The organism is Nonomuraea sp. NPDC003754 (genome assembly GCF_053605785.1).
Genome location: NZ_JBSGJX010000029.1, coordinates 91,589 through 114,777, shown reverse-complemented (window position 1 = coordinate 114,777; position 23,189 = coordinate 91,589). Strand labels below are relative to the sequence as shown.

The 23,189-nt window shown below is 71.1% G+C and carries 19 protein-coding genes; 18 read left to right on the top strand and 1 reads right to left on the bottom strand.

The features are described 5' to 3' along the window. Positions 1–175: 175 nt before the first annotated feature. Entirely contained in the window at positions 176–931 is a 756-nt protein-coding gene (locus ACWEVS_RS30820) for a dioxygenase family protein (protein ID WP_449931266.1), read from the bottom strand. Between the two features lie 131 nt (positions 932–1,062). Between ACWEVS_RS30820 and ACWEVS_RS30815 the strand changes: the two genes are divergently transcribed. The 18 genes from ACWEVS_RS30815 to ACWEVS_RS30730 all read left to right on the top strand — a co-directional run bounded on the left by ACWEVS_RS30815 (position 1,063) and on the right by ACWEVS_RS30730 (position 23,131). Next, a complete protein-coding gene (locus ACWEVS_RS30815; RefSeq protein WP_452554310.1) occupies positions 1,063–2,352 on the top strand; it encodes a bifunctional folylpolyglutamate synthase/dihydrofolate synthase in 1,290 nt (429 codons plus the stop codon). Continuing rightward, a complete protein-coding gene (locus ACWEVS_RS30810; RefSeq protein WP_452418836.1) occupies positions 2,349–2,690 on the top strand; it encodes a DUF4233 domain-containing protein in 342 nt (113 codons plus the stop codon). The genes ACWEVS_RS30815 and ACWEVS_RS30810 overlap by 4 nt, the downstream gene beginning before the upstream one ends. An 11-nt stretch (positions 2,691–2,701) precedes the next feature. Beyond that, a complete protein-coding gene (locus ACWEVS_RS30805) occupies positions 2,702–5,089 on the top strand; it encodes a hypothetical protein (RefSeq protein ID WP_452554309.1) in 2,388 nt (795 codons plus the stop codon). 100 nt (positions 5,090–5,189) lie between these two features. Further along, positions 5,190–5,600: a nucleoside-diphosphate kinase gene (gene ndk, locus ACWEVS_RS30800; protein ID WP_354916355.1), complete on the top strand. Its 411-nt coding sequence runs from the start codon at positions 5,190–5,192 to the stop codon at positions 5,598–5,600. Positions 5,601–6,390: 790 nt separating this feature from the next. After that, on the top strand, positions 6,391–7,422 hold the full coding sequence (locus ACWEVS_RS30795; protein ID WP_354916358.1) for a rod shape-determining protein: 1,032 nt from the start codon (positions 6,391–6,393) through the stop codon (positions 7,420–7,422). A gap of 1 nt (position 7,423) precedes the next feature. Then, positions 7,424–8,302, top strand: coding sequence for a rod shape-determining protein MreC (gene mreC, locus ACWEVS_RS30790; protein ID WP_354916361.1), 879 nt, complete (start codon positions 7,424–7,426; stop codon positions 8,300–8,302). Then, the gene (gene mreD / locus ACWEVS_RS30785) at positions 8,299–8,763 is read left to right on the top strand and encodes a rod shape-determining protein MreD (protein ID WP_449931260.1); all 465 of its coding nucleotides are present in this window, start codon (positions 8,299–8,301) and stop codon (positions 8,761–8,763) included. Before mreC ends, mreD begins: the two co-directional genes overlap by 4 nt. Continuing rightward, the gene (mrdA, locus tag ACWEVS_RS30780) at positions 8,760–10,883 is read left to right on the top strand and encodes a penicillin-binding protein 2 (RefSeq protein WP_452554308.1); all 2,124 of its coding nucleotides are present in this window, start codon (positions 8,760–8,762) and stop codon (positions 10,881–10,883) included. Before mreD ends, mrdA begins: the two co-directional genes overlap by 4 nt. Further along, positions 10,880–12,043, top strand: coding sequence for a rod shape-determining protein RodA (gene rodA, locus ACWEVS_RS30775; protein WP_452554307.1), 1,164 nt, complete (start codon positions 10,880–10,882; stop codon positions 12,041–12,043). The genes mrdA and rodA overlap by 4 nt, the downstream gene beginning before the upstream one ends. Positions 12,044–12,088: 45 nt before the next feature. Then, positions 12,089–13,999, top strand: a complete 1,911-nt coding sequence (locus ACWEVS_RS30770; RefSeq protein ID WP_452554306.1) for a TIGR03960 family B12-binding radical SAM protein — start codon at positions 12,089–12,091, stop codon at positions 13,997–13,999. Between the two features lie 108 nt (positions 14,000–14,107). Beyond that, positions 14,108–14,851 (top strand): TIGR03936 family radical SAM-associated protein, encoded by a 744-nt coding sequence (locus tag ACWEVS_RS30765; RefSeq protein ID WP_449931252.1) that lies wholly within the window; start codon positions 14,108–14,110, stop codon positions 14,849–14,851. Between the two features lie 221 nt (positions 14,852–15,072). Continuing rightward, positions 15,073–17,952 carry an Rne/Rng family ribonuclease gene (locus ACWEVS_RS30760; protein WP_452554305.1) on the top strand — a complete coding sequence of 960 codons (2,880 nt, stop codon included), beginning with the start codon at positions 15,073–15,075 and terminating at the stop codon, positions 17,950–17,952. Between the two features lie 274 nt (positions 17,953–18,226). Then, the gene (gene rplU / locus ACWEVS_RS30755; protein ID WP_184973140.1) at positions 18,227–18,529 is read left to right on the top strand and encodes a 50S ribosomal protein L21; all 303 of its coding nucleotides are present in this window, start codon (positions 18,227–18,229) and stop codon (positions 18,527–18,529) included. A gap of 15 nt (positions 18,530–18,544) precedes the next feature. Next, positions 18,545–18,802: a 50S ribosomal protein L27 gene (gene rpmA / locus ACWEVS_RS30750; protein WP_012893687.1), complete on the top strand. Its 258-nt coding sequence runs from the start codon at positions 18,545–18,547 to the stop codon at positions 18,800–18,802. 244 nt (positions 18,803–19,046) lie between these two features. Next, complete coding sequence (gene obgE / locus ACWEVS_RS30745; protein WP_449931248.1) at positions 19,047–20,399, top strand: GTPase ObgE; 1,353 nt, start codon at positions 19,047–19,049, stop codon at positions 20,397–20,399. A gap of 86 nt (positions 20,400–20,485) precedes the next feature. Then, positions 20,486–21,604 (top strand): glutamate 5-kinase, encoded by a 1,119-nt coding sequence (proB, locus tag ACWEVS_RS30740; protein WP_449931246.1) that lies wholly within the window; start codon positions 20,486–20,488, stop codon positions 21,602–21,604. Positions 21,605–21,622: 18 nt separating this feature from the next. Then, positions 21,623–22,903, top strand: a complete 1,281-nt coding sequence (locus ACWEVS_RS30735) for a glutamate-5-semialdehyde dehydrogenase (RefSeq protein ID WP_452554304.1) — start codon at positions 21,623–21,625, stop codon at positions 22,901–22,903. A gap of 51 nt (positions 22,904–22,954) precedes the next feature. Beyond that, positions 22,955–23,131, top strand: a complete 177-nt coding sequence (locus ACWEVS_RS30730) for a hypothetical protein (protein WP_354916391.1) — start codon at positions 22,955–22,957, stop codon at positions 23,129–23,131. Positions 23,132–23,189: the final 58 nt, after the last annotated feature.

The window sequence follows — 23,189 nt, the reverse complement described above, 5'->3', positions numbered from 1 at the left end:
GCGCAATCTTTACAGTAAGGGCCATCCCGGTTGGGATGGCCCTTTCTGCTTTTCCAGACCGTTTCGAGGGCGTGCCGGAACACCTCACAGCATCGCTGGGCGGTGTTCCGGCACGCCTGTCGGACTTCTCTGGTATGCGCTTTCCCAGGTAAATCGACGCCTTATCGGCAAAGGGTCACACGGGTTGCCAGAGGGCCGGCGTGTTGGGCGGTTCCCAACCGACCTGCGCGGTGTGCGGCTGGAGACAGCGATACGTACGCCCGCCGTACTGGACCTGGGCTCCGGCGGGGTAGGTGGTGCCGGCGCGCCAGGTGCCGCTTCCGGGCGGCGGTGACGTCGGCGGGGTGCCCGGCACGTTCAGGACGAAGTCGAACGTGGCGGTGCCCGGCTGCGGCACGTTCATGAGCAGGGCGGGGTTGAAGATGGTGTCGGTGTTGTTGCGCGGCTCGCCAGGGAAGTAGAGCTGGGTGGTGAGGACGGGACGGTTCGGTGCCTGCAGCTTGACGTGCAGGTGCCTGGTCCTGCCGGGATAGAGGCCGGGGACGATGGTCGTCAGCCTGAACGCCCCCTGGGCGTCGGTGAACTGGTGACCACGCAGGTTGTACCCGACGTTGTCGTAGGCGCCCTGGGCGTCGGCCTGCCAGAAGTCCATGAGTACGTTGGCCAGGGGCTGGCAGCTGAGGCCGAAGACGTAGCCGCTGACGGTCAGGGCGGTGCCCGAACCCGGTAAGACCGAGCGGCGCGGGGAGTTCGGCTTGAAGTAGGGGCCTTCGGTCTGCGGGGGCGTCGGGTCGTCGCCGTCGTCGCAGGACGGGGTGAGAGCCGGGGGCGACCCGGCCATGGCATGGGCCTGGTTGACCACCAAGGGGAGCGGGGCGGCCAGCAGCGCCGCCTTCAACACGGTTTTGCGGGTGATTCCTTCGCCTTCCATGGCCCAAGAATCGCAACGCCGGGTAGGGCGGCCTACCCTCCAAACGTGCATACGACCGACGTTATGGAAGGGCCTGCCGTACGAGCGGATAGGGTTGTGGGGTGGATTATCGTGCGGTTGAGCGGGCCATCATGGAACGCGGCGTCGAATGGGACTTCGAGCCGACGCTCGACAGAATCGTGGCCCTTCTGGACCTTCTCGGCTCACCGCAGCGGGCCTTCCCCGTCGTGCACATCGCCGGGACGAACGGCAAGACGAGCACGGCCCGGCTGACCGAGGCCCTGCTGCGGGAGCGCAACCTGCGCGTCGGGCGTTTCACGAGCCCGCATCTGATCTCCATGCGGGAGCGGATCGTCGTGGACGGCGAGCCGCTCAGCGAGGAGCGGTTCGCGGCCGTCTACGAGGAGATCGCGCCCTACGTCGAGCTGAACGACAGCAGGGGCCGGCGCATCCAGTTCTTCGAGCTGCTCACGGCGATGGCGTTCGCGGCGTTCGCCGACACGCCCGTCGACGTGGCGGTGATCGAGACGGGGATGGGCGGCACGTGGGACGCGACGAACGTCATGGACCCCGTCGTGTCCGTGATCACGCCGATCTCGCTCGACCACACCGACCGGCTGGGCCCCGACATCCCGTCCATCGCCGCCGAGAAGGCGGGCATCATCAAGACGGGCGCCACCACGATCCTCGCCCAGCAGGAGCTGGAGGCGGCCGAGGTGCTCATGCACAAGGCCGTCGAGGTGGGCGCGGTGGTCGCGCGTGAGGGGCTCGAGTTCGGCGTGCTGAGCCGCGAGGTCGCGATGGGCGGCCAGCTGCTCACCCTGCGCGGCCTCAAGGGCGTCTACGAGGACGTCTACCTCCCGCTGTACGGCGCGCACCAGGCGAGCAACGCCGCCTGCGCGCTGGCCGCCGTCGAGGCGATGACCGGCGGCGACGACCCGCTCGACATCGAACTCGTCCGGCAGGGCTTCGCCCAGGCCGCCTCTCCGGGGCGCCTGGAGGTCGTGCGCAGGAGCCCCACGGTCGTCCTCGACGCCGCCCACAACACCGGCGGCATGACGGCCACGCTCGACGGGCTGCACGAGGCCTTCGACTTCGCCAAGGTGATCGGCGTGGTGGCCGTCATGGCGGACAAGGACGTCAGCGGCCTGCTCGAGCTGCTGGAGCCGGTGCTCGACCAGATCGTCGTCACCCGTAACTCCTCGCCGCGCTCGATGCCCGCCGACGAGCTGGGCGAGCTGGCCGCCGGGCTGTTCGGCGAGGACCGCGTGCACGTCGTCGGGCGGCTCGACGACGCCATCGACAGGGGGCTCGCCATCGCCGACGCCGAGGGCGAGTTCAGCGGCACGGGTGTCCTCATCACCGGCTCCGTCGTGACCGCGGGTGACGCGCGACTGCTGCTGAAGGTGGACCAGCCATGAACTTCGAGGTGACACCCGGCATGCGCCGCCTCGGCGCGAGCGTGCTCGGCATGCAGGCGATCGTGGTCGCGCTCATCACGCCCGTGGCCATCAAGATCCAGCAGATCCCGGTGGCGGTGGCGGTGACGGTCGGCATCGGCCTGGCCGTCCTGTGCGTGGTGGCGGCAGGCCTGCTCAAACGGCCTGTCGGCTACGTCATCGGCAGCCTCGTGCAGGTGCTGGCGATCGCCACCGGGTTCCTCGTGCCCATGATGTTCTTCCTCGGGGCGATCTTCGCGGCACTGTGGATCACAGCGATATTCGTCGCTCGCCGTGTCGAGGGCGTGACTTCCCGCTAAAGTCGGCCAACATGGCCGTCCCCCCCATCGATCCCCCCATCGAGCGGTCCCAGGCCGTCGGCCTCGAGGGACCCGCCGCAGGCGCCAGGTTCTCCTGGCTGCTCGACGTGACACTCGGGCTACTGATCGTCGCCGCGCTGCCCCTGGCGATCCTCGCGATCCCCAACACCGTCTCCCTCGTCGCGGCACTGCTGCCGCCGGAGTTCGACAGGCTCGAGCTGATCAGGGCGCACGGGCTGGCGCTGCCGGCGATGATGCTGACCGTGCCGCTGGCATCGGTGCTGGTGCAGCGGATGAAGGCCGCGCCGATCCTGCTCACGGGGCTGGCGGTGCTGGCCCTGGCCGACGCGGCCGGCGGTTTCGCCGGCTCGGCGCTCCTCGTGGGGCTGCTGCGGGTGGTCCACGGCATCGGCGCGGGCCTGCTGGTCCCCGCCCTGCTGATGGCCGCCTGGGAGCGGGCGCCGCTGCTGCGGGCGCTCTGGACGGGCATGCTCGCCGTCAGCCTCCTCGCCGCCCAGGCGCTGGCGCTCTGGCCGCTCGACGCCGCGCGCCACTGGCGGGTCACGCTGCAGCCGTACCCGCTGCTGACCGGCATCGCGCTCGGCCTGGCGGCCGTCTACCTCGCTCTCGGCGTGGTCATGGGCGCCACGGGCACCCCCGGGCCGCGCGCGGCCGAACGCAGCAGGCTGACGCTGACGGCCGTGCCGGCGGCGGGGCTGGCGGTGCTGGCGGTCGGCACCACCTTCGGCTGGCCGGCGGGGCTGGTCATCCTGGCGGCGCTGTTCTCGATCGCGGCGTTGCTGACGCTGGCCTCGATCGGCACGTTCGAAGGTCCGGCCGGGCGCGCTCTGGCCTACGCGATGTTCGCGGTGGGCGTCGTGGTGCTGCCGACGGCCGCCCAGGTCACCTACATGGAGCTGGGCGGGGTCGGCGGGCCCGGGCTGAGCGGCCTGTGGCTGCCCTTCGTCATCTGCGCGGTCCTGGGCGCGGGCGCGGCGCTGGCCGTCGGCGTGCTCGACAGGGCGGCGATGCCGTGGCTGTCGAGGGCGGGCCTGGTCACGATCGTGGTGGGGCTGTGCGCGGTGCGGCTCATGGTGCCGGCCAGCGACGGATTCCTGCTGGTCGTGCCGTTCGCGCTGCTGGCCCTGGGCGCGGCCGTGGCGCTGACCGCGGCGCTGCGCATGTCGGGGCCGGGGGCGGCGCTCTACGGGCTGTCGCTGTGCTTCCCCGGGGTGCTGGCCGGATACCTGCTCGGCACCGGCGTGCAGATGGTGCTGCTCGGCAGGCCGCAGTCGGCGCAGCAGCTGGTGGACAGGTTCGTGGAGGCGCTGCACCTGTGGGCGTTGATCGGCGGGTTCCTGGTGGTCGCGGTCATCGTGCTCGCGGCGCTGCTCGGGCGGCGCTCGGCCGCCCGTGCCGCCGCTGCCGCCGGAGATGACGAGGAGACCCCCTGCGGGGCTCCTGGAGACCTCGTGGGTACGGCTGCCGCCGCCGACGGCCTCTCGGGGTCCTCGCCGGACCTGCGGGGGGCGAGGACGGCACGGGAGCGGGCCGCGGAGTTCCCGGTGGCGGGCGACGGCATCGCGCCGGAGGAACCCGCCGGGACGTCGGCCACATGGGCGAGCCGGCAGACGCCGATCGAGCGCGAAACAGGCTGGGAGGCGTCGGGCGGGTCCCGGCCGGGCCGGGACACGTCGGACGGCTTCGAGACGACGCGAGAGGCGCCGGCCGGCTTGGAGGCGGTGCGAGAGGCGCCCGCCGAACCCGGCGGCAGGGCGTGGCTGGCGGCGGAGCGTGGCGAGAGGGTGCCGGACGAGGACACGCCGACAGGTGAGGTTCCCAGGGTGACCGCCGCGCAGGACCGGAGGATGGCTTCACGGGCCGGGGCCGTCTCCGATGAGAGCACCGCGGGCCGGCGCGCGGACGGCTCGCCTGGATCGTCGGCGTCGCCGGGGCAGTCCACGCCCGGCACGCCAGGTGGCGCTCCCACCCCGTCGACCGGCGACGGCGGCGCTGCAGGTAGATCGCCCGGCGCCGGCGGTGCGGCTGGCCGATCGACCGCCGAGGGCGAGGCTGCAGGCCGGACAACCGGCGAGGGCGGCCCTGCAGGCCGAGCGGCCGGCGACGGCGGGGCTGGTGGCCGAGCGGCCGGCGACGGCGGGGCTGGTGGTCGAGCGGTCGGCGACGGTGGTGCGCGTGGCCGGGTGATGGGCGATGGCGGCGCGCCCGGGAGCGGGGTGACCGACGGGCTGTCCGCGGGTGGCGCGCGCGACCGGCGGCCGTCGGGCGAGGTTCCCGCCGGCAGGGGTGCTTCAGCGGAAGGGCCGGGCGAGGGGACGGGGCCGATGCCGGTCGTCCCGCCGCCCGCGCAGTCCCCGGAAGACGCCGCCGACGACTAGGTGAGTGTCGTCGAGCACGGGGAATTCGTGAGAGGGCGGTAAGCTTCGCGCGTTCGCCGCATTTCGCGACCAAGACATCCAGTTCAAAGGAGAACCACCAGTGTCCGAGCGCACTCTTGTCCTGATCAAGCCCGACGGGGTGAAGCGCGGCCTCATCGGTGACGTGATCGCTCGCATCGAGCGCAAGGGCCTCAAGATCGTGGCCATGGAGCTGCGCCAGCTCGACGCCGAGACCGCCAAGGCCCACTACGCCGAGCACGCCGAGCGGCCGTTCTTCGGCGAGCTGGTGGAGTTCATCACCTCCGCGCCGCTGGTCGCGCTGGTGGTCGAGGGCCCCCGCGCGATCGAGGCCTTCCGCTCGCTGGCCGGTCTGACCGACCCGGTCAAGTCGGCCCCCGGCACCATCCGTGGCGACCACGCGCTGGAGATCGGCGAGAACGTCGTCCACGGCTCCGACTCGCCCGAGTCGGCCGCGCGCGAGATCAAGATCTTCTTCCCGGACCGCTTCTGAGGTTCCGTCCCGGACGCCGGCCCACGCACCACCGCGGGGCCGGCGTCCGGCGTTTGACGCCCCGTTGGGTGTTCGACGCTCCATGAGCCTCGAGCGGTCATCGACGGCTGCTGAACGTCCGATGGCCTGCGGGTTTGACGGCTCCTTGAAGGTGTTGACGGTCTCTTGAAGAACGTCGCCTCCTTTACGGGGCGGCGGTGCCGTTTCCCGTCCGCTCTGCCGGTCGCCGATCGTCTCGGGCGGCGTCTCGCGCCGGTCGTGCGCGGAGGCGCTGTCCGTGGGTGGGCCGGGCGGGGCGTCTCGCGCCGGTCCTGCATGGAGGCGCCGTTCCGTGGGGTGAGGGGCGGCTTCATCGGGTCCCATCCCGTACGGCAAGCCGCCCCAAGCGCCTCCGTGTTCACCGGCCGGCGCCCGTCCAGGGGACGCTTCTCGGGAGCCGCCGGCGGGCCGCCGTCACGGACCCCCGAGACGATCTCCGTGGCTACCGGCTTTGCCTTTCCTTTGCCCTCCAGTCTGTGACGAAAGGGGGCAAATCACCCCACCGGGAAACCCTGACAAATCAGGTCAATCCGCACGTCGGGTGCCGCACTCGATGATCTCGACGCGCCTGCCCCGAGGATCCGTGAACACCGGGTCTGACGTGGTGCAGGTTTGCGGGCAAACGGGTGGTGAGGGGGAGGCGAGAAGATTTTTGAGGGCCACCCGGGCTCATTGCGCTCACATGCGGGTACGTCACGTTACGATTCAAATGCGATCCGTAATTATTCGCGACGACGTTACGGGGCTCCCCATGAGCAGCAGGCTCGCCTTTCTCGGCCGTGACATGGCGGTCGATCTCGGTACCGCCAACACGTTGGTCTACGTGCGTGGCCGCGGCATCGTGCTCAACGAGCCGTCCGTCGTCGCCATCAATACCACGACCGGCAAGATCGTCGCCGTGGGCATCGAGGCCAAGCGCATGATCGGCCGCACCCCCGGCAACATCGTGGCCGTGCGCCCCCTCAAGGACGGTGTGATCGCCGACTTCGACGTGACGGAGCGGATGCTGCGCTACTTCATCCAGCGCGTCCACAAGCGCCGCCACTTCGCCAAGCCGCGCATCATCATCGCGGTGCCCAGCGGCATCACCGGGGTGGAGCAGCGGGCGGTCAAGGAGGCCGGCTACCAGGCGGGCGCGCGCAAGGTCTACATCGTCGAGGAGCCCATGGCCGCCGCGATCGGCGCCGGGCTGCCCGTCCACGAGCCGACCGGCAACATGGTCGTCGACATCGGCGGCGGCACCACCGAGGTGGCCATCATCTCGATGGGCGGCGTGGTGACCAGCCAGTCGATCAGGGTCGGCGGCGACGAGCTCGACCAGGCGGTGATCACCTTCGCGAAGAAGGAATACTCCCTGATGCTCGGCGAGCGCACCGCCGAGGAGATCAAGATGGCCATCGGCTCGGCCTGCGCCTCCGACGACGAGTTCAACGCCGAGATCAGGGGCCGCGACCTGGTGAGCGGGCTGCCCAAGACGATCGTGGTCTCGGCCGAGGAGATCAGGAGGGCGATCAGGGAGCAGGTCAACACCATCATCGACGCGGTCAAGACCACGCTCGACAAGTGCCCGCCCGAGCTGTCGGGCGACCTGATGGACCGCGGCATCGCGCTCACCGGCGGCGGCGCCCTGCTCAAGGGCCTGGACGAGCGGCTGAGGGACGAGACCGGCATGCCCGTCCACATGGTGGAGAACCCCCTCGACTCCGTCGCGCTCGGTTCGGGCAAGTGCGTGGAGGAGTTCGAGGCGCTTCACTCGGTGCTGGTCCCGGAACCACGTCACTGAGATGAGGGACACGCGCCGTGCCCGGCTCATCCTCGGGCTGCTGCTGACCGTGGCGCTGGTCGTGCTGACCGTCGACCACCGCGCGGGCGGCAGCTCGCCGTTCGCCCTGCTGCGTGGAGTCGGCTCGTCGCTGTTCGGCGGGGCGGAGCGGCTCGTGGCCGGGGTCGTGACACCGGTCAGTGAGTTCGTGGGCGCGCTGGCCGGCGCTCCGGGAGCCCGTCGGCGGATCAAGGAGCTGGAGGCGCAGAACGCCGAGCTTCGCGCCGGCCTGGTGGCGGCCGCTCTCGACAAGGCCCGTTCGGCGGAGCTGCGCAGGCTGCTCGGCACCGCGCAGCGGGGCGGCTACACGGTCGTCCCCGCCACCGTGGTCGCCCGCAGGGGGCACCCGGGTTTCGAGGACGCCGTCGAGATCGACGCCGGCACCAGCGACGGGGTGCGGCCCGAGATGACCGTGATCAACGGGGACGGCCTGGTGGGCCGGGTGGTGCGGGCCACGGCGGACAACGCGACCGTCATGCTGCTGAGCGATCCCGCCTCGTCGGTGGGCGCCAGGCTGGAGGGCGACAACGAGATCGGCGTCATTCACGGCGTCGGCGAGTACGGCAGGCTGGTGCAGTTCCGGCTGCTCGACTCGACCGCCCGCCTCACGCCGGGCACCAGGATCGTCAGCTTCGGCTCGCAGCGCGGCGTGCCGTACGTGCCGGGGGTGCCGATCGGGGTGATCGAGCGGGTGGAGGCGACGCCCGGCGAGCTGACCCGCATCGCCTACGCGCGGCCCTTCGCCAACCTCAGCGGGCTCGACGCGGTGGGGGTGGTGGTGGCCGCGCCCCGGCGTGACCCGCGCGATGTGGTCCTGCCCAGGCTGGCGGGCGAGCGGTGATCGCGATCCTGGTGGTCGTCGTGGCGCTGCTGGTGCAGGTCACGGTCGTCAACAGGTTCCCGCTGCCGCCCGGTGGCGGGCCTGATCTGGTGCTGCTCGTCGTGATCGGGCTGGCGCTGGCCAGAGGGCCGGTGACGGGCGCGGTCATCGGTTTCTGCGCGGGGATCCTCATCGACGTGATGCCGCCGACCGCCCACGTGCTCGGCCAGTACGCCTTCGTCTACGCGCTGGTCGGCTACGTGGCGGGCCGCCGGCCGGGTGGCACGCTGGTGACCGTCATGCTGTGCGTGCTGGCGGCGCCGCTGCTGGCGGCCGCCGTGGGCTGGCTGATCGGCGACCCGCGGGTCACGGCCGCCTCGGTCACCTCGGTGGTGCCGGTCACCGTGCTGTATTCGCTGCTCCTCGCGCCCCTGGTCATCCGGCTGATCATCGCCGGCCGGTCGGAGAGGTACGCGTCATGACCAGGATGCGCACCAGGCTGTTCGTGCTCCACGTGCTCGTCGTCACGCTGCTGGCGGTGCTGTCCGTACGGCTGTGGCAGGTCCAGATGATGCGCGGCGCGGAGTTCGTCAGCGCGGCCGACGAGACCAGGAACAGGAACGTCGTGGTGCCCGCCGTCCGCGGGCAGATCCTCGACGCATGGGGCCACCCGCTGGTCCGCAACCGGACGGCGCTGGTCATCTCGGTGGACAGGACGGCGCTGACCAGGATGAAGGACGGCGGTGCGAAGGTGCTCCAACGGCTGTCGGAGGTGCTCGGCACGCCGGCCAGGCTGCTGGAGAAGCGCATCCAGCCGTGCGGGCCCAAGGTGACCAGGCCTTGCTGGACCGGCTCGCCGTACAGTCCGATCCCGATCGACCAGAAGGCCACCACCCGCGAGGCACTGCAGATCCTGGAGCGGCAGGAGGAGTTCCCCGGTGTGACGGCGGAGGTGCAGGCCGTCAGGGAGTACCCGGGCGGGAAGGCGGGCGCGCAGATGCTCGGCTACCTGCAGCCGGCCACCGAGGACGAGCTGGAGAAGCGCGAGGGGCTGAAGGCGGAGTTCTCGGGCGTCGACGTGGTCGGCCGCGACGGCCTGGAGTACGTCTACGACGAGGCGCTGCGCGGCAAGAGCGGGCTGCGCAAGGTCCAGGTCGACAGGATGGGCAAGTCGCTCGGGGTGCGGCAGCGGGTGGCGCCCGTTCCCGGCGACACCCTCATCACCAGCATCGACGCGCGGATCCAGGGCATCGTGGAGAAGGCCATCGACGGGGCGATGAAGAAGGCGCCCCAGGCCGACGGGGCGGCGGGGGTGGTGCTCGACGCGCGCTCCGGCAGGGTGGTCGCGCTGGCCAGCGCGCCTGGATACGACCCCGCCATCTGGACTGGCGGGATCTCCGAGAAGGAGTACCAGCGGTTGCTGTCGGACAAGGAGGGCAAGCCGCTGGTGTCGCGGGCGATCAACGGCCAGTTCGCGCCTGGCTCGACGTTCAAGGTGTCGTCGGTGTCGGCGATGCTGCGCGCCGGCTACCCGTTGCACGGCCAGTACTCCTGCCCAGGCTCGTACATGGTCGGCAGCAGGGCGTTCAACAACTTCCGCGGGATCGGGCTCGGCACGCTGACCCTGCACACCGCGCTGGTGCGCTCGTGCGACACGATCTTCTACAAGTCCGCCTACGAGCAGTGGCTCAAGGACGGCGGGCTGCGGCCCAAGAAGCCGCCGAAGGAGCGGTTCGCGGCGATGGCCCGATCGTTCGGGTTCGGCCGGCCCACGGGTGTCGACCTGCCGGGCGAGTCGTCAGGCCGCATTCCCGACCGGACCTGGAAGAAGGAGATGTGGGCGGCCACCAGCGCCGTCAACTGCCGCCGCGCCCGCACCGGCTACCCCGAGGTGGCCGACAGGGCCAGGGCCGCCTTCCTCAAGCGCCTGGCCTACGAGAACTGCCTGGAGGGCTACCTGTTGAGGCCCGGTGACGCCGCCAACTTCTCCATCGGGCAGGGCGACGTGCTCGTCACGCCGCTGCAGCTGGCCACCGCCTACGCGGCGCTGGTCAGCGACGGCAAGCTGCGCAGCCCGAGGATCGGCTGGGCGCTGGTACGGCCCGACGGCACGCTGGTGAAGAAGATCGAGGTGCCGGTCAGGGGCGAGCTGCCGTTGAGCCCCAAGGAGCGCGCCTACATCAAGAACGCGCTCAGCCAGGTCGCCTCCGACGGCACCGCGGCGGGCGCCTTCACCGGGTTCCCGATGGACAAGGTGCGGGTCGGCGGCAAGACCGGTACGGCCGAGGTCTGGGGCAAGGCCGACACCTCGTGGTTCGCCTCCTTCGCGCCGACCGCCAATCCCCGGTTCGTGGTCGTGGTCATGGTGTCGCAGGGCGGCATGGGCGGCTCGACCGCGGCGCCCGCCGTACGGGAGATCTACGAGGGGATCTACGGATTCCCGTCGGCGGCGGACGGCGAGAAGAAGGACACGGTGACGGACGCGGTGACGGACCCGGCGAAGGAAGCGGCGAAGGACAAGGACCGGTCCAAGGGAGGGCGGCCCGAGCTGCCGACCGGGGTGCTGCCGAAGATCAAGAGTGACGGCACGGTGGCGCGATGACGGCCCGCACGCAGCTGAGGCCGCGCCGGCACTTCGCGCTGGCCGCCGTGGGCGCGCAGTCGGCGCTGTGGCGACTCGACTGGGTCATGCTCGTCGCGGTGGCCGCGCTGGGCGTGATCGGCACCCTGCTGGTCTGGTCGTCGACCCGCACGTGGGCGCCGGGCGCGACGGGGCTGGTCAAGAAACACGTGCTCAACCTGCTGCTCGGGGCGGTGATGTGCGGGGTCGTGTCGATGGTCGACCACCGGCTGCTGCGGGCCTACGCGCCGATGGCCTACCTGGTGACGGTGATCGGGCTGGTGCTGGTGGCCACCCCCGTGGGCACGACGGTCAACGGCTCCCACTCGTGGATCATGCTCGGCGGCGGGTTCGCGATCCAGCCCTCGGAGTTCGCCAAGGTCGGGCTGCTGCTGATGCTGGCCATGCTGCTGGCCCAGCCAGCGGAGGGCACCGATCGGCCGCGCGGGCTCGACGTGGCGTTCTCGCTGGCGCTGGCGGTGGGCACGATGGGCCTGGTGATGCTGCAGCCCGACCTCGGCACGACGCTCGTGCTGGCCGTCATCACCGCGTCGGTGCTGGTCATCGCGGGCATCAGGAAGCGGTGGCTGGTTCTGCTGACATTGTGCGGCGTGGCCGGCGCGGCGTGCGTGTGGCTCTTCGAACTGCTGGAGCCGTACCAGGTGGCGCGTTTCACCGCCTTCCTCGACCCGAGCGTGGATCCCCGGGGCGTCGGCTACAACAGCACCCAGTCGATGATCGCGATCGGCTCCGGCGAGTTCTTCGGCAAGGGCCTGTTCATGGGCGGGCAGACGAACGGCAGGTTCGTGCCCGAACAGCACACCGACTTCATCTTCACGGTCGCCGGCGAGGAGTTCGGCTTCCTCGGCTCGGTCACGGTCGTCGCGCTGCTCGGGGTGGTGCTGCTGCGCGGCCTGCACATCGCCAAGCAGTGCGACGACCGCTTCGGCACGCTGGTGGCGGGCACGATCGTGTGCTGGATCGGGTTCCAGACGTTCGTCAACATCGGGATGACCATCGGCATCATGCCGATCACCGGGCTGCCGCTGCCGTTCGTCTCCTACGGTGGCACCGCGACCTTCGCCAACCTGATCGCGGTGGGGATGCTGCAGGCGATCAGGATCAGGGAGAGAGCGTACTGACGGCGGCCGACCCAGTGGTGTTGTCGCTCCATTACCCTTGGTGCTATGTCTGTCGAGTCATTGTTCCCACGCCTGGAAGCGCTGCTGCCCAAGGTGCAGAAGCCGATCCAGTACGTCGGGGGTGAGCTCAACTCGACGGTGAAGGACTGGGACGAGGCCTCGGTGCGCTGGGCCCTGATGTATCCCGACGCCTACGAGGTGGGCCTGCCCAACCAGGGCGTGGCCATCCTCTACGAGATCCTCAACGAGCTGCCCGACACGCTGGCCGAGCGCACCTACTCGGTGTGGCCGGACCTCGAGGCGCTCATGCGCGCGCAGGGCGTCCCGCAGTTCACCGTGGACGGTCACCGCCCCGTGCGCGCCTTCGACGTGCTGGGCGTGTCCTTCGCCACGGAGTTGGGCTACACCAACATGCTGACCGCGCTCGACCTGGCCGGCATCCCGCTGCTGTCGGTCGACCGCGGCGACGACGACCCGATCGTGCTGGCGGGCGGTCACGCCGCCTTCAACCCCGAGCCGATCGCCGACTTCCTCGACGCGGCCGTGCTGGGCGACGGCGAGCAGATCGCCATCGCCGTCAGCGAGGTCGTGCGCGAGTGGAAGGCGGAGGGGCGGCCCGGCGGCCGTGACGAGCTGCTCATGCGGCTCGCCGAGTCGGGCGGTGTCTACGTTCCGAAGTTCTACGACGTCGAGTACCACCCCGACGGCCGCATCAAGCGCGTGGCTCCCAACCGGAGCAGCGTGCCGTGGCGGGTGCACAAGCACACCGTCATGGACCTCGACGAGTGGCCGTATCCGAAGAAGCCGCTCGTCCCGCTGGCCGAGACGGTGCACGAGCGGTTCAGCGTGGAGATCTTCCGCGGCTGCACCAGGGGCTGCAGGTTCTGCCAGGCCGGCATGATCACGCGCCCGGTCCGCGAGCGGTCGATCACCACGGTCGGCGCCATGGTCGAGAACGGCATCAACGAGTCCGGCTTCAACGAGGTGGGCCTGCTGTCGCTGTCGTCGGCCGACCACTCCGAGATCGCCGACATCGCCAAGGGGCTGGCCGACCGTTACGAGGGCACCAACACCTCGCTGTCGCTGCCCTCGACCAGGGTCGACGCCTTCAACATCGACCTGGCCAACGAGTTCTCGCGCAACGGCCGCCGCTCGGGCCTGACCTTCGCGCCCGAAGGCGGTTCCGAGCGCATGCGCAAGGTGATCAACAAGATGGTCACCGAGGAAGACCTGATCCGCACCGTCAGCACGGCCTACAGCCAGGGCTGGCGGCAGGTGAAGCTCTACTTCATGTGCGGCCTGCCCACCGAGCAGGACGAGGACGTGCTCGGCATCGCCGACCTGGCCAAGAAGGTCATCAAGGCGGGCCGCGAGGCCACCGGCTCGCGCGACATCCGCTGCACGGTCTCCATCGGCGGGTTCGTGCCCAAGCCGCACACCCCGTTCCAGTGGGCCGGGCAGGCCGACCATGAGACCGTCGACCGGCGGCTCAAGGCCCTGCGCGAGGCGCTGCGTGGCGACAGGGAGTACGGCAGGGCGATCGGCTACCGTTACCACGACGGCAAGCCCTCGATCGTGGAGGGGCTGCTCTCGCGCGGCGACCGCAGGGTCGGCGCGGTCATCAGGGCCGTCTGGGAGGACGGCGGCCGCTTCGACGGCTGGAGCGAGCACTTCTCCTACGACCGCTGGATGACCGCCGCGGAGAAGGCGGGCGTCGACGTCGACTGGTACACCACGCGCGAGCGCGAGGAGAACGAGGTCCTGCCTTGGGACCACCTCGACGCCGGCCTCGACCGGGAGTGGCTCTGGCAGGACTGGCAGGACGCCGTCAACGAGGCGGAGGTCGAGGACTGCCGGTGGACGCCGTGCTACGACTGCGGTGTCTGCCCGACCATGGGCACCGAGATCCAGATCGGCCCGACGGGCCGCAAGCTGCTGCCGCTCACTGTGGTATAGAGACGGCCTTATCCTGAAACGAAGAAACTCTGACACGGGAAGGAAGACGACGTTCTGAAGCCTGTTCCCGAGGGGCCCGCGCCCGCGCCCACGGTGCAGCGCCTACGCGTGCGCTACGCCAAGCGCGGACGCCTGCGCTTCACCAGTCACCGCGACATCTCGCGGGCCGTCGAGAGGGCGGTCCGCCGTGCCGGCATTCCGGTGGCCTTCAGCGCGGGATTCTCTCCCCATCCGAAGATCTCCTACGCGGGTGCGGCGCCGACGGGCGTCGCCAGCGAGGCCGAATACCTCGAGCTCGGCCTGACCGAGCCGTGCGATCCCGGCAGGATCCGCGCGGATCTCGACGCCTCGCTGCCTCCAGGTCTCGACGTGATCGACGTCGTCGAGGCGCGCACTGGAGCGCTCGCCGACCGCCTGGAGGGTTCGACGTGGGAGCTGCGGCTGCCGGGCGCCGACAGTGAGCTGGCGCGCGCGGCGGTGGAGAAGTTCCTCGCGGCGGGCACCGTCGAGGTCGAACGCCTCACCAAGAAGGGGATGCGGCGCTTCGACGCCCGCGAGGCGGTGCTGACACTGGCTTCAGAAAGAACTGCAGCTCAGGTGCCAGGACAGTCGTGTGTCATACTGCGCATGGTTGTTCGGCACGTGACTCCTGCCGTTCGACCCGACGACGTGCTCACGGGCCTGCGCCTGGTGGCCGACTTCGCGCCGCCGGTCCCCCCCGAGGTGACCAGGCTGGCGCAGGGGCCGCTCGACGCCGTAACCGGTGAGCCCGCCGACCCGTTCGACCTTGACCGCGACATGACGCGCGGCGGCGCAGCGGGACCGGCAGGCACGCACGTCGACGGCTGGTGAGAGATGTGAGCTGCCGCACTGGCACGAACGTGACATGGCGGCTGCGCGTCTCACACCGCAAGGGAGAGCTTTGCGAGCCCCGCACGGTGGCGGGGCCCGGAGGGCTCGACCGCTGACAGGACTTGGCGTCCGCGCCTGTCGCAGGCGCGGACGGACAACGAGACACGAGGGCTCCTGCGCGGCGCGGCGACGCGCCCGGGGGCTGACGGGAGAGCGCCCGCATGCTCGACAACGAGCCCGGCACCGGGGCCCATGGCCCTGACGGGGAAACAACAGAACAGACTGCCGCGCCGAAGCGCCGGCGCTCGGCGAGCAGGCCCGCGGGGCCGCCGCCGGAGATCGACGACGTTCCGACGGTAGTCGTCACCACGCAGGCTTCCGGTCCGTCGGGGGCGGCGTCAACCGGTTTTCCGGCCTCCGCGCCGGCGAGCGCGGCGCAGGCCAACGGCACGGCCGCCGCTGACGAGGCTCTCGAGGGCCCGGCTTCCTCCGAGGTCGCCGGTGCCGAGGGGCCGGCCGGCGTGCTCGAGGGCGCGGTTCAGGCCGCGCGGGCCGCCGTGGGGCAGGCCGCCGAGCAGGCCGTGGCGGAGCAGGCCGGCGCGGAGGAGGCGCCCGCGCCGAAGCGGGCCACCCGGTCCCGGTCGACCGCCACGACCACGCGCCGCCGTACGACGAGGAAGGCAGCCGAGGAGGCGCCGGCGGCCGAGCAGGCCGCCGCCGCGGGGCCCGACGGCGCCGACACCGCCGCCGAGCAGGTGGCGGAAGAGGCCCCGAAGCGGCGCCGCACCCGCAAGAAGGCCGAGCCGGAGCCCGAGCCGACCGCCGAGGTTGAGCCGTCCGTCGAGACGGCCTCGCCCGTCGAGGCCGCGGTGGCCGCCGAGCTGATCGAGACGCTGCCGGAGAGCGAGCCGCTCGACGACGAGCCCGCGGGCGAGGACCTCGACGAGGAACCGGCCGCCAGGCCCGCGCTGTTCGCCGACCCGTTCGGCCTGTCGGCCAGGGCGGTCCAGGAGCCCGACACGACCTTCCAGCGTCCGGCCGCGATCTTCACGCCGCTCTTCCAGGCGCCCGACCCGAGCCAGGCCCAGCCCGCCAGGGTCGAGCCGCCGCAGCCGGTGAAGCCGGCGGCCGACGAGGCCGAGGAGCTGTTCGGCGAGGAGCAGGCCGAGGAGCTCGACGAGGTCGAGGACGAGACCGACGGCGACGATCAGGAGGACGCCGGCGGCAGGCGCAGGCGCCGGCGCAGGGGCGGCAGGGGCCGCGGCAAGTCGCGCGAGCGTGACGAGGACAGTGCTGACGCCGACGAGTCCGACGAGGACGAGGAGGCCGCCGACGGCGGCGAGGAGGCGGAGGAGTCGTCGGCCGACGAGGAGGAGCAGTCGACGTCGCGCCGCCGCAGGCGCAGGCGGCGCAGGGGCGGCGACGAGGTCGCCGAGCCCGCCAGCGACGACCCGCCCAACACCGTGGTGCGCATCCGCGCCCCGCGCACCGGCCGGTCGAGCTCGCTCGACACCTCCGCCGACGGCGTGCAGAGCGTGCGCGGCTCCACCCGGCTGGAGGCCAAGAAGCAGCGCCGCCGTGAGGGGCGCGAGCTGGGCCGCCGCAGGCCGCCGATCATCACCGAGTCGGAGTTCCTGGCGCGGCGCGAGTCCGTCGACAGGATGATGGTGGTGCGCCGGCAGGGCGACCGCACCCAGATCGCGGTGCTCGAGGACGGCATCCTCGTCGAGCACTACGTCAACCGCGAGGCCAGCCAGTCCTACGTGGGCAACGTCTACCTCGGCAAGGTGCAGAACGTGCTGCCGTCGATGGAGGCGGCGTTCGTCGACATCGGCAAGGGCCGCAACGCCGTCCTGTACGCCGGTGAGGTCAACTTCGACACCGCCGGCCTGGAGGGCCAGCCCAAGCGCATCGAGGCCGCCCTCAAGTCGGGCCAGTCGGTGCTGGTGCAGGTCACCAAGGACCCGCTCGGCCACAAGGGCGCCCGGCTCACCAGCCAGATCTCGCTGCCCGGCCGCTACCTCGTCTACGTGCCCGACGGGTCGATGACCGGCATCAGCCGCAAGCTGCCCGACAAGGAGCGCACGCGGCTGAAGAGCATCCTGAAGAAGGTCATGCCCGAGAACGCCGGCGTCATCGTGCGCACGGCCGCCGAGGGCGCCTCCGAGGAGGAGCTCGGGCGCGACGTGGCCAGGCTGTCGGCGCAGTGGGAGGCCATCCAGAAGAAGGCCAAGTCCGCCAGCCCGCCGGAGCTGTTGTCGTCCGAGCCCGACCTGACCATCCGCGTGGTCCGCGACGTCTTCAACGAGGACTTCTCCTCGCTGGTCGTGCAGGGCGAGGAGGCGTGGGAGACCGTCGACGAGTACGTGAAGTACGTCGCGCCGCACCTGGCCGACCGGCTCACGCGCTGGGACGAGGAAGGCGACGTCTTCGAGTCCTACCGGATCGACGAGCAGCTGGCCAAGGCGCTGGAGCGCAAGGTGTGGCTGCCGTCGGGCGGCTCGCTGGTGATCGACCGCACCGAGGCGATGACCGTCGTCGACGTCAACACCGGCAAGTTCACCGGGCAGGGCGGCAATCTCGAGGAGACCGTCACCCGCAACAACCTGGAGGCGGCCGAGGAGATCGTCCGCCAGCTCAGGCTGCGTGACATCGGCGGCATCATCGTCATCGACTTCATCGACATGGTCCTGGAGTCCAACCGCGACCTGGTGCTGCGGCGGCTGCTGGAGTGCCTGGCCCGCGACAGGACCAAGCACCAGGTCGCCGAGGTCACCTCCCTCGGTCTGGTCCAGATGACCCGTAAGCGGGTCGGTCAGGGCCTGCTGGAGGCCTTCTCGACGCCGTGCGACTGCTGCAACGGGCGTGGCCTGATCGTCTCGACCGAGCCGGTCGAGGGCAAGCCGGAGCCGCGGGGCACCCAGGGCAAGATGGCCATCGAAAAGGCGGTGGCGGAGAAGGTCTCGGCGGCCAATGACTCCGCCAACCGTGATACCGTGACCGGTGCGCTTGATGACGTCCCCGCCACGGAGGACGACCAGGCGAACCAGACTTCCGGCAGGGGGCGGCGACGCTCCCGCCGAGCCAAGTCGGCCGAGTAGCGCCGGCTACGGCGGCGCCCCGCTTCGGCGGGGCGCCAACCGAGCCGGCCTCCCACCACGGCGTGAGCGTCCCATTCGGCGGGCGGAACGCCAGCGGGCATGGCCGGTTTGTCCGACGACCCAGCCGGTTCGACCGGGGGCCGGTAATCCGGTAACCTAGTCAATCGGTGCGTCCAGTGACGCGCCCTGTTCGCGCGCCCACTCGGTTCGTCGGTTCCAGACAGTGATCGAATGCCGGGCGCAGCATTCAGAGAGTCAGCAGAAGGGTTCCGCGGTGTACGCGATCGTTCGTTGCGGCGGCAGGCAGCAGAAGGTCTCCGTCGGTGACGTCCTCGAGGTGGACAAGGTCGCCGGCGAGGTCGGTTCTTCGGTTTCGCTGCCGACGGTGCTCGTCGTCAACGATGGCGACGTGACCACGGAGGCGGGCAAGTTCACGGTCAGCGCCGAGATCCTCGGCGAGACCAAGGGCCCCAAGATCCGCATCCTCAAGTACAAGAACAAGACCGGTTACAAGAAGCGCCAGGGTCACCGCCAGCGGTACACCCAGGTGAAGATCACCGGTATCAACCAGGCCTGATCGGGAGTTTGAGAGATGGCACACAAGAAGGGCGCGTCGTCCACCCGGAACGGCCGTGACTCCAACGCCCAGCGCCTGGGCGTCAAGCGCTTCGGTGGCCAGCTGGTCAACGCGGGCGAGATCATCGTCCGCCAGCGCGGCACCCACTTCCACCCCGGCGACAACGTCGGCCGTGGTGGCGACGACACGCTGTTCGCGCTGGCCGCCGGCCACGTGCAGTTCGGCGTCAAGCGCGGCCGTCGCGCCGTGAGCATCGTCCCGGTCGCGGAGTAATCCGCCGCCGACGAACGTTGTAGCAAGGGGTGGATCGTCATGGTCCACCCCTTGTTCGCGTTCTCGGAGCCCTGAGGGTCTCCGGTACGGCAGGCGAGCGGGCCGGGCCGGGCGGGCCGCGTCGCGACGGCCGGCCCCGCGCGCTGGAGGAGCGTCTCCCTGGAGGGACGCCGGCCCCGCGCCGAGGGTGGGCTTGCGCCGGCTTGCCGTACCAGATGAAACGTAGAGGATGGAGAGACGGGTAGTGGCGGACTTCGTGGACCAGGTGGTCCTGCACATCAAGGCCGGCGACGGCGGGAACGGCTGCGCCTCCATCCACCGGGAGAAGTTCAAGCCGCTCGGCGGGCCCGACGGCGGCAACGGCGGGCGGGGCGGCGACGTCGTTCTCGAGGTCGACCCCAACACCGCCACGCTGCTCGACTACCACCGCCGCCCGCACCGCAAGGCCGACAACGGCAAGCAGGGGCAGGGCAGCAACAGGGAGGGCGCCAACGGCGGCGACGTCGTCCTGCCGGTGCCCAACGGGACCGTGGTCAAGGACGCCAGGACCGGCGAGGTGCTGGTGGACCTGGTGGGCGCCGGCACCCGCTACGTGATCGCCCAGGGCGGGCACGGCGGCCTCGGCAACGCCGCCCTGGCGACGGCCAGGCGCAAGGCGCCGGGGTTCGCGCTGCTCGGCGAGCCGGGTGACGCGCTCGACGTGGTGCTGGAGCTCAAGAGCGTCGCCGACGTGGCGCTGGTGGGCTTTCCCAGCGCCGGCAAGTCGTCGCTGATCGCGGCGCTGAGCGCGGCCCGGCCGAAGATCGCCGACTACCCGTTCACGACCCTGATCCCCAACCTCGGCGTGGTCACGGCGGGGGACACCGTGTTCACGGTGGCCGACGTGCCGGGGCTCATCCCCGGCGCTTCGCAGGGCAAGGGGCTCGGCCACGAGTTCCTGCGCCACGTCGAGCGGTGCGACATGCTCGTGCACGTGATCGACTGCGCCACCATGGAGCCGGGTCGCGACCCGATCACCGACTACGAGGTGATCGAGGCCGAGCTGCACGCCTACGGCCAGCTCGAGGACCGGCCCAGGATGGTCGTGCTGAACAAGGCGGACGTGCCCGACGCCCGTGAGCTGGCCGACATCGTGCGCGCCGACCTGGAGGCGCGCGGCCTGAAGGTGTTCACGGTCTCGGCGGCCACGCACGAGGGGCTGCGCGAGTTCACCTTCGCGATGGGCGAGTGGGTGGCCGCGGCCCGCGCCAACAAGCCGGTCGAGGAGCCGACGCGGCTGGTGCTGCGGCCCAGGCAGCTCGGCGTGGCGGGCTTCGCCGTCCGCAAGGTCAACGACAACCTCTTCCAGGTCACCGGCGAGAAGCCGGAGCGGTGGATCCGGCAGACCGACTTCACCAACGACGAGGCCGTGGGCTACCTGGCCGACCGCCTGGAACGGCTGGGCGTCGAGGAGCAGCTGGTCAAGGCCGGGGCGGTCGCGGGCGCCGAGGTCGTCATCGGGTCCATGGAGGACGGCTACATCTTCGACTGGCAGCCGACGCTCAACGCCGAGTCCGTCCACGTGGGGCCCCGGGGCACCGACAACAGGCTCGGCTGACGAGATGATCGCGTAGATCGGTAAGGTGTCCGCACGGCCCGGGGGAGTCCCGGGCGCGGCAGCGGGCCTCGGATAGGGTGCGGGACGTGCGGGAACAGATCAGCTCAGCGTCGAGGGTCGTCGTCAAGGTCGGATCCTCCTCGCTCACCACCCCTCAGGGCGTGATCGACGTCGACCGGGTCGACGCGCTGGTCGACGTGCTGTCGGCGCGCCGCCGTGCCGGCACGCAGATCGTGCTGGTCTCCTCCGGCGCGATCGCGGCGGGCCTCGGCCCGCTGGGGCTGTCCGCGCGACCGCGCGACCTGGCCACCCAGCAGGCCGCCGCCTCCGTCGGCCAGGGTGTGCTGGTCGCCCGCTACACCTCCTCCTTCGCCCGGTACGGCCTGCGCGTCGGCCAGGTGCTGCTGACGGCCGACGACATGATGCGCCGCTCGCACCACGCCAACGCCCAGCGCACGCTCAATCGGCTGCTGGAGCTCGGCATCATGCCGGTCGTCAACGAGAACGACACGGTGGCCACCGACGAGATCCGCTTCGGCGACAACGACCGGCTGGCGGCGCTGGTGGCGCACCTCATCCGCGCCGACGCGCTGGTGCTGCTGTCGGACGTCGACGCGCTCTACGACGGGCCGCCCTCGCGGCCCGGTTCCACCCGGCTGGCCGAGGTGCGCGGCCCTGAGGACCTGGTCGGCGTCGAACTGGGCAAGAACGGCGCGGCCGTCGGCACCGGCGGCATGGTGACCAAGGTGCAGGCCGCGCGCATCGCGACCGGCGCGGGCGTGCCCGTGGTGCTCACCGCCGCCGCGCACGCCGCGCAGGCGCTGGCCGGAGCCGATGTCGGCACCTTCTTCCACCCCGGCGGGCGCCACCCCGGCACCCGGCTGCTGTGGCTGGCCCACGCGACCACCGGACGCGGGCGGCTGACGCTCGACGAAGGCGCGGTCGAGGCGGTCGTCACCCGGCGCAAGTCGCTGCTGCCCGCGGGCGTCGTGTCGGTGGAGGGCGACTTCGCCGCGGGCGACCCCGTCGACCTGTGCGGTCCGCGCGGCCGGGTGGTGGCGCGCGGGCTGGTCAACTTCGACGCCGGGGAGATCCCCGGGCTGCTCGGGCGCTCGACGAAGGAGCTGGCCAGCCGGCTCGGTCCGGAATATGAACGCGAGCTCATCCACCGAGACGACATCGTCATACTGGAAGCTCACAGCTAGCTCGAGAGGTAGGGCGCGATGTCCGAGGAGTTCCTGAAGGTTGCCCACGCGGCGCGAGAGGCCGCCGCCGAGCTGGCCCCGCTGCCGCGGGCGGCCAAGGACAGGGCCCTGCGCGCCATCGCCGACGCCCTGGTCGAGCACCATGCGGAGATCATCGAGGCCAACGCCGCCGACGTGGCCAAGGCCAGGGAGGCCGGCACCTCCGAGGCGATGATCGACCGGCTCCGGCTCGACGAGGCCAGGGTCGAGGCCATCGCGCAGGCCGTCCGCGACATCGCCGAGCTGCCCGACCCGGTGGGTGAGGTCGTGCGGGGCGGCACCCTGCCCAACGGCCTGGAGCTGCGCCAGCTCAGGGTGCCGCTGGGCGTGATCGGCATCATCTACGAGGGCCGTCCCAACGTCACCGTCGACGGCGCGGCGCTGTGCCTCAAGAGCGGCAACGCGGTCCTGCTGCGCGGCTCGTCCAGCGCCTACTCCTCCAACACCGCGCTGGTGAAGGTCATGCAGGCGGCGCTGGAGGCGACCGAGGTGCCCGCCGGAGCCGTCCAGCTCGTGCCCGGGCTGACCCGCGACTCGGTCAAGGAACTGATGAGGGCCCGTGGCCTGGTCGACGTGCTGATCCCGCGGGGCGGCGCCTCGCTGATCAACTCCGTGGTCGAGGAGTCGACGGTTCCGGTGATCGAGACCGGCGTGGGCAACTGCCACGTCTACGTCGACGCCGACGCCGACCTCGATCTGGCCGTGGAGATCCTGGTCAACGCCAAGGCGCAGCGTCCGTCGGTGTGCAACGCGGCCGAGACCCTCCTCGTCCACACCGACGTGGCCGACCGGTTCCTGCCCAAGGCGCTGGCGGCGCTGGCCGAGGCGGGCGTCACCGTCCACGGCGACGCGCGCGTGGCCGCCTTCGGCGAGGTGGTCCCGGCGACCGAGGACGACTACCTCACCGAGTACCTGTCGCTCGACATCGCCGCCGCCGTCGTCGACTCTCTGGAGGCGGCGGTCGCCCACATCAGGAAGTACGGCTCGGGCCACACCGACGCGATCGTCACGCGCTCGCAGCGCGCCGCCCGCAGGTTCGTCCAGCTGGTCGACTCCGCCGCCGTCGCGGTCAACGCCTCCACGAGGTTCACCGACGGGGGCGAGTTCGGGTTCGGCGCGGAGATCGGGATCTCCACCCAGAAGCTGCACGCGCGCGGACCGATGGGTCTTCCTGAGCTGACCTCGACCAAATGGGTCTACACCGGCGAAGGGCATCTTCGCACGTCAAAGGGTACGGTCATTCCGCCGAGTTGCGGCTGAGCCGCGTGTCCGAGTTGGCACGCGGCGGCGATGGCGGCTTGACTGGCCCCCATGGCTTTGGTGATAGCGATCATTTTCGCGGTTGTGGTGCTGTTCGCCGCCGACCGGTTGCTGCTGTGGATGGAGAGCCGCGGACACATCAACTGGCGCAGGAAAGGCCGTAAGAAGCTCGCCGAGGAGCCCACGACGGGGCTCGACGCCATGCTGTCCGACACTTCCCACCGATGACCGGCGCGCCGCGATCGTAAACAGGCGTCACACCGCTAAGGTTGTGTCCCTTATGGGC

Coding starts and splice junctions, on each gene's coding strand:
- ACWEVS_RS30820 (WP_449931266.1), bottom strand. CDS start 931: ATGGAAGGCGAAGGAATCACCCGCAAAACCGTGTTGAAGGCGGCGCTG.
- ACWEVS_RS30815 (WP_452554310.1), top strand. CDS start 1,063: ATGGAACGCGGCGTCGAATGGGACTTCGAGCCGACGCTCGACAGAATC.
- ACWEVS_RS30810 (WP_452418836.1), top strand. CDS start 2,349: ATGAACTTCGAGGTGACACCCGGCATGCGCCGCCTCGGCGCGAGCGTG.
- ACWEVS_RS30805 (WP_452554309.1), top strand. CDS start 2,702: ATGGCCGTCCCCCCCATCGATCCCCCCATCGAGCGGTCCCAGGCCGTC.
- ACWEVS_RS30795 (WP_354916358.1), top strand. CDS start 6,391: ATGAGCAGCAGGCTCGCCTTTCTCGGCCGTGACATGGCGGTCGATCTC.
- mreC (WP_354916361.1), top strand. CDS start 7,424: ATGAGGGACACGCGCCGTGCCCGGCTCATCCTCGGGCTGCTGCTGACC.
- mrdA (WP_452554308.1), top strand. CDS start 8,760: ATGACCAGGATGCGCACCAGGCTGTTCGTGCTCCACGTGCTCGTCGTC.
- rodA (WP_452554307.1), top strand. CDS start 10,880: ATGACGGCCCGCACGCAGCTGAGGCCGCGCCGGCACTTCGCGCTGGCC.
- ACWEVS_RS30770 (WP_452554306.1), top strand. CDS start 12,089: ATGTCTGTCGAGTCATTGTTCCCACGCCTGGAAGCGCTGCTGCCCAAG.
- ACWEVS_RS30760 (WP_452554305.1), top strand. CDS start 15,073: ATGCTCGACAACGAGCCCGGCACCGGGGCCCATGGCCCTGACGGGGAA.
- rpmA (WP_012893687.1), top strand. CDS start 18,545: ATGGCACACAAGAAGGGCGCGTCGTCCACCCGGAACGGCCGTGACTCC.
- ACWEVS_RS30735 (WP_452554304.1), top strand. CDS start 21,623: ATGTCCGAGGAGTTCCTGAAGGTTGCCCACGCGGCGCGAGAGGCCGCC.
- ACWEVS_RS30730 (WP_354916391.1), top strand. CDS start 22,955: ATGGCTTTGGTGATAGCGATCATTTTCGCGGTTGTGGTGCTGTTCGCC.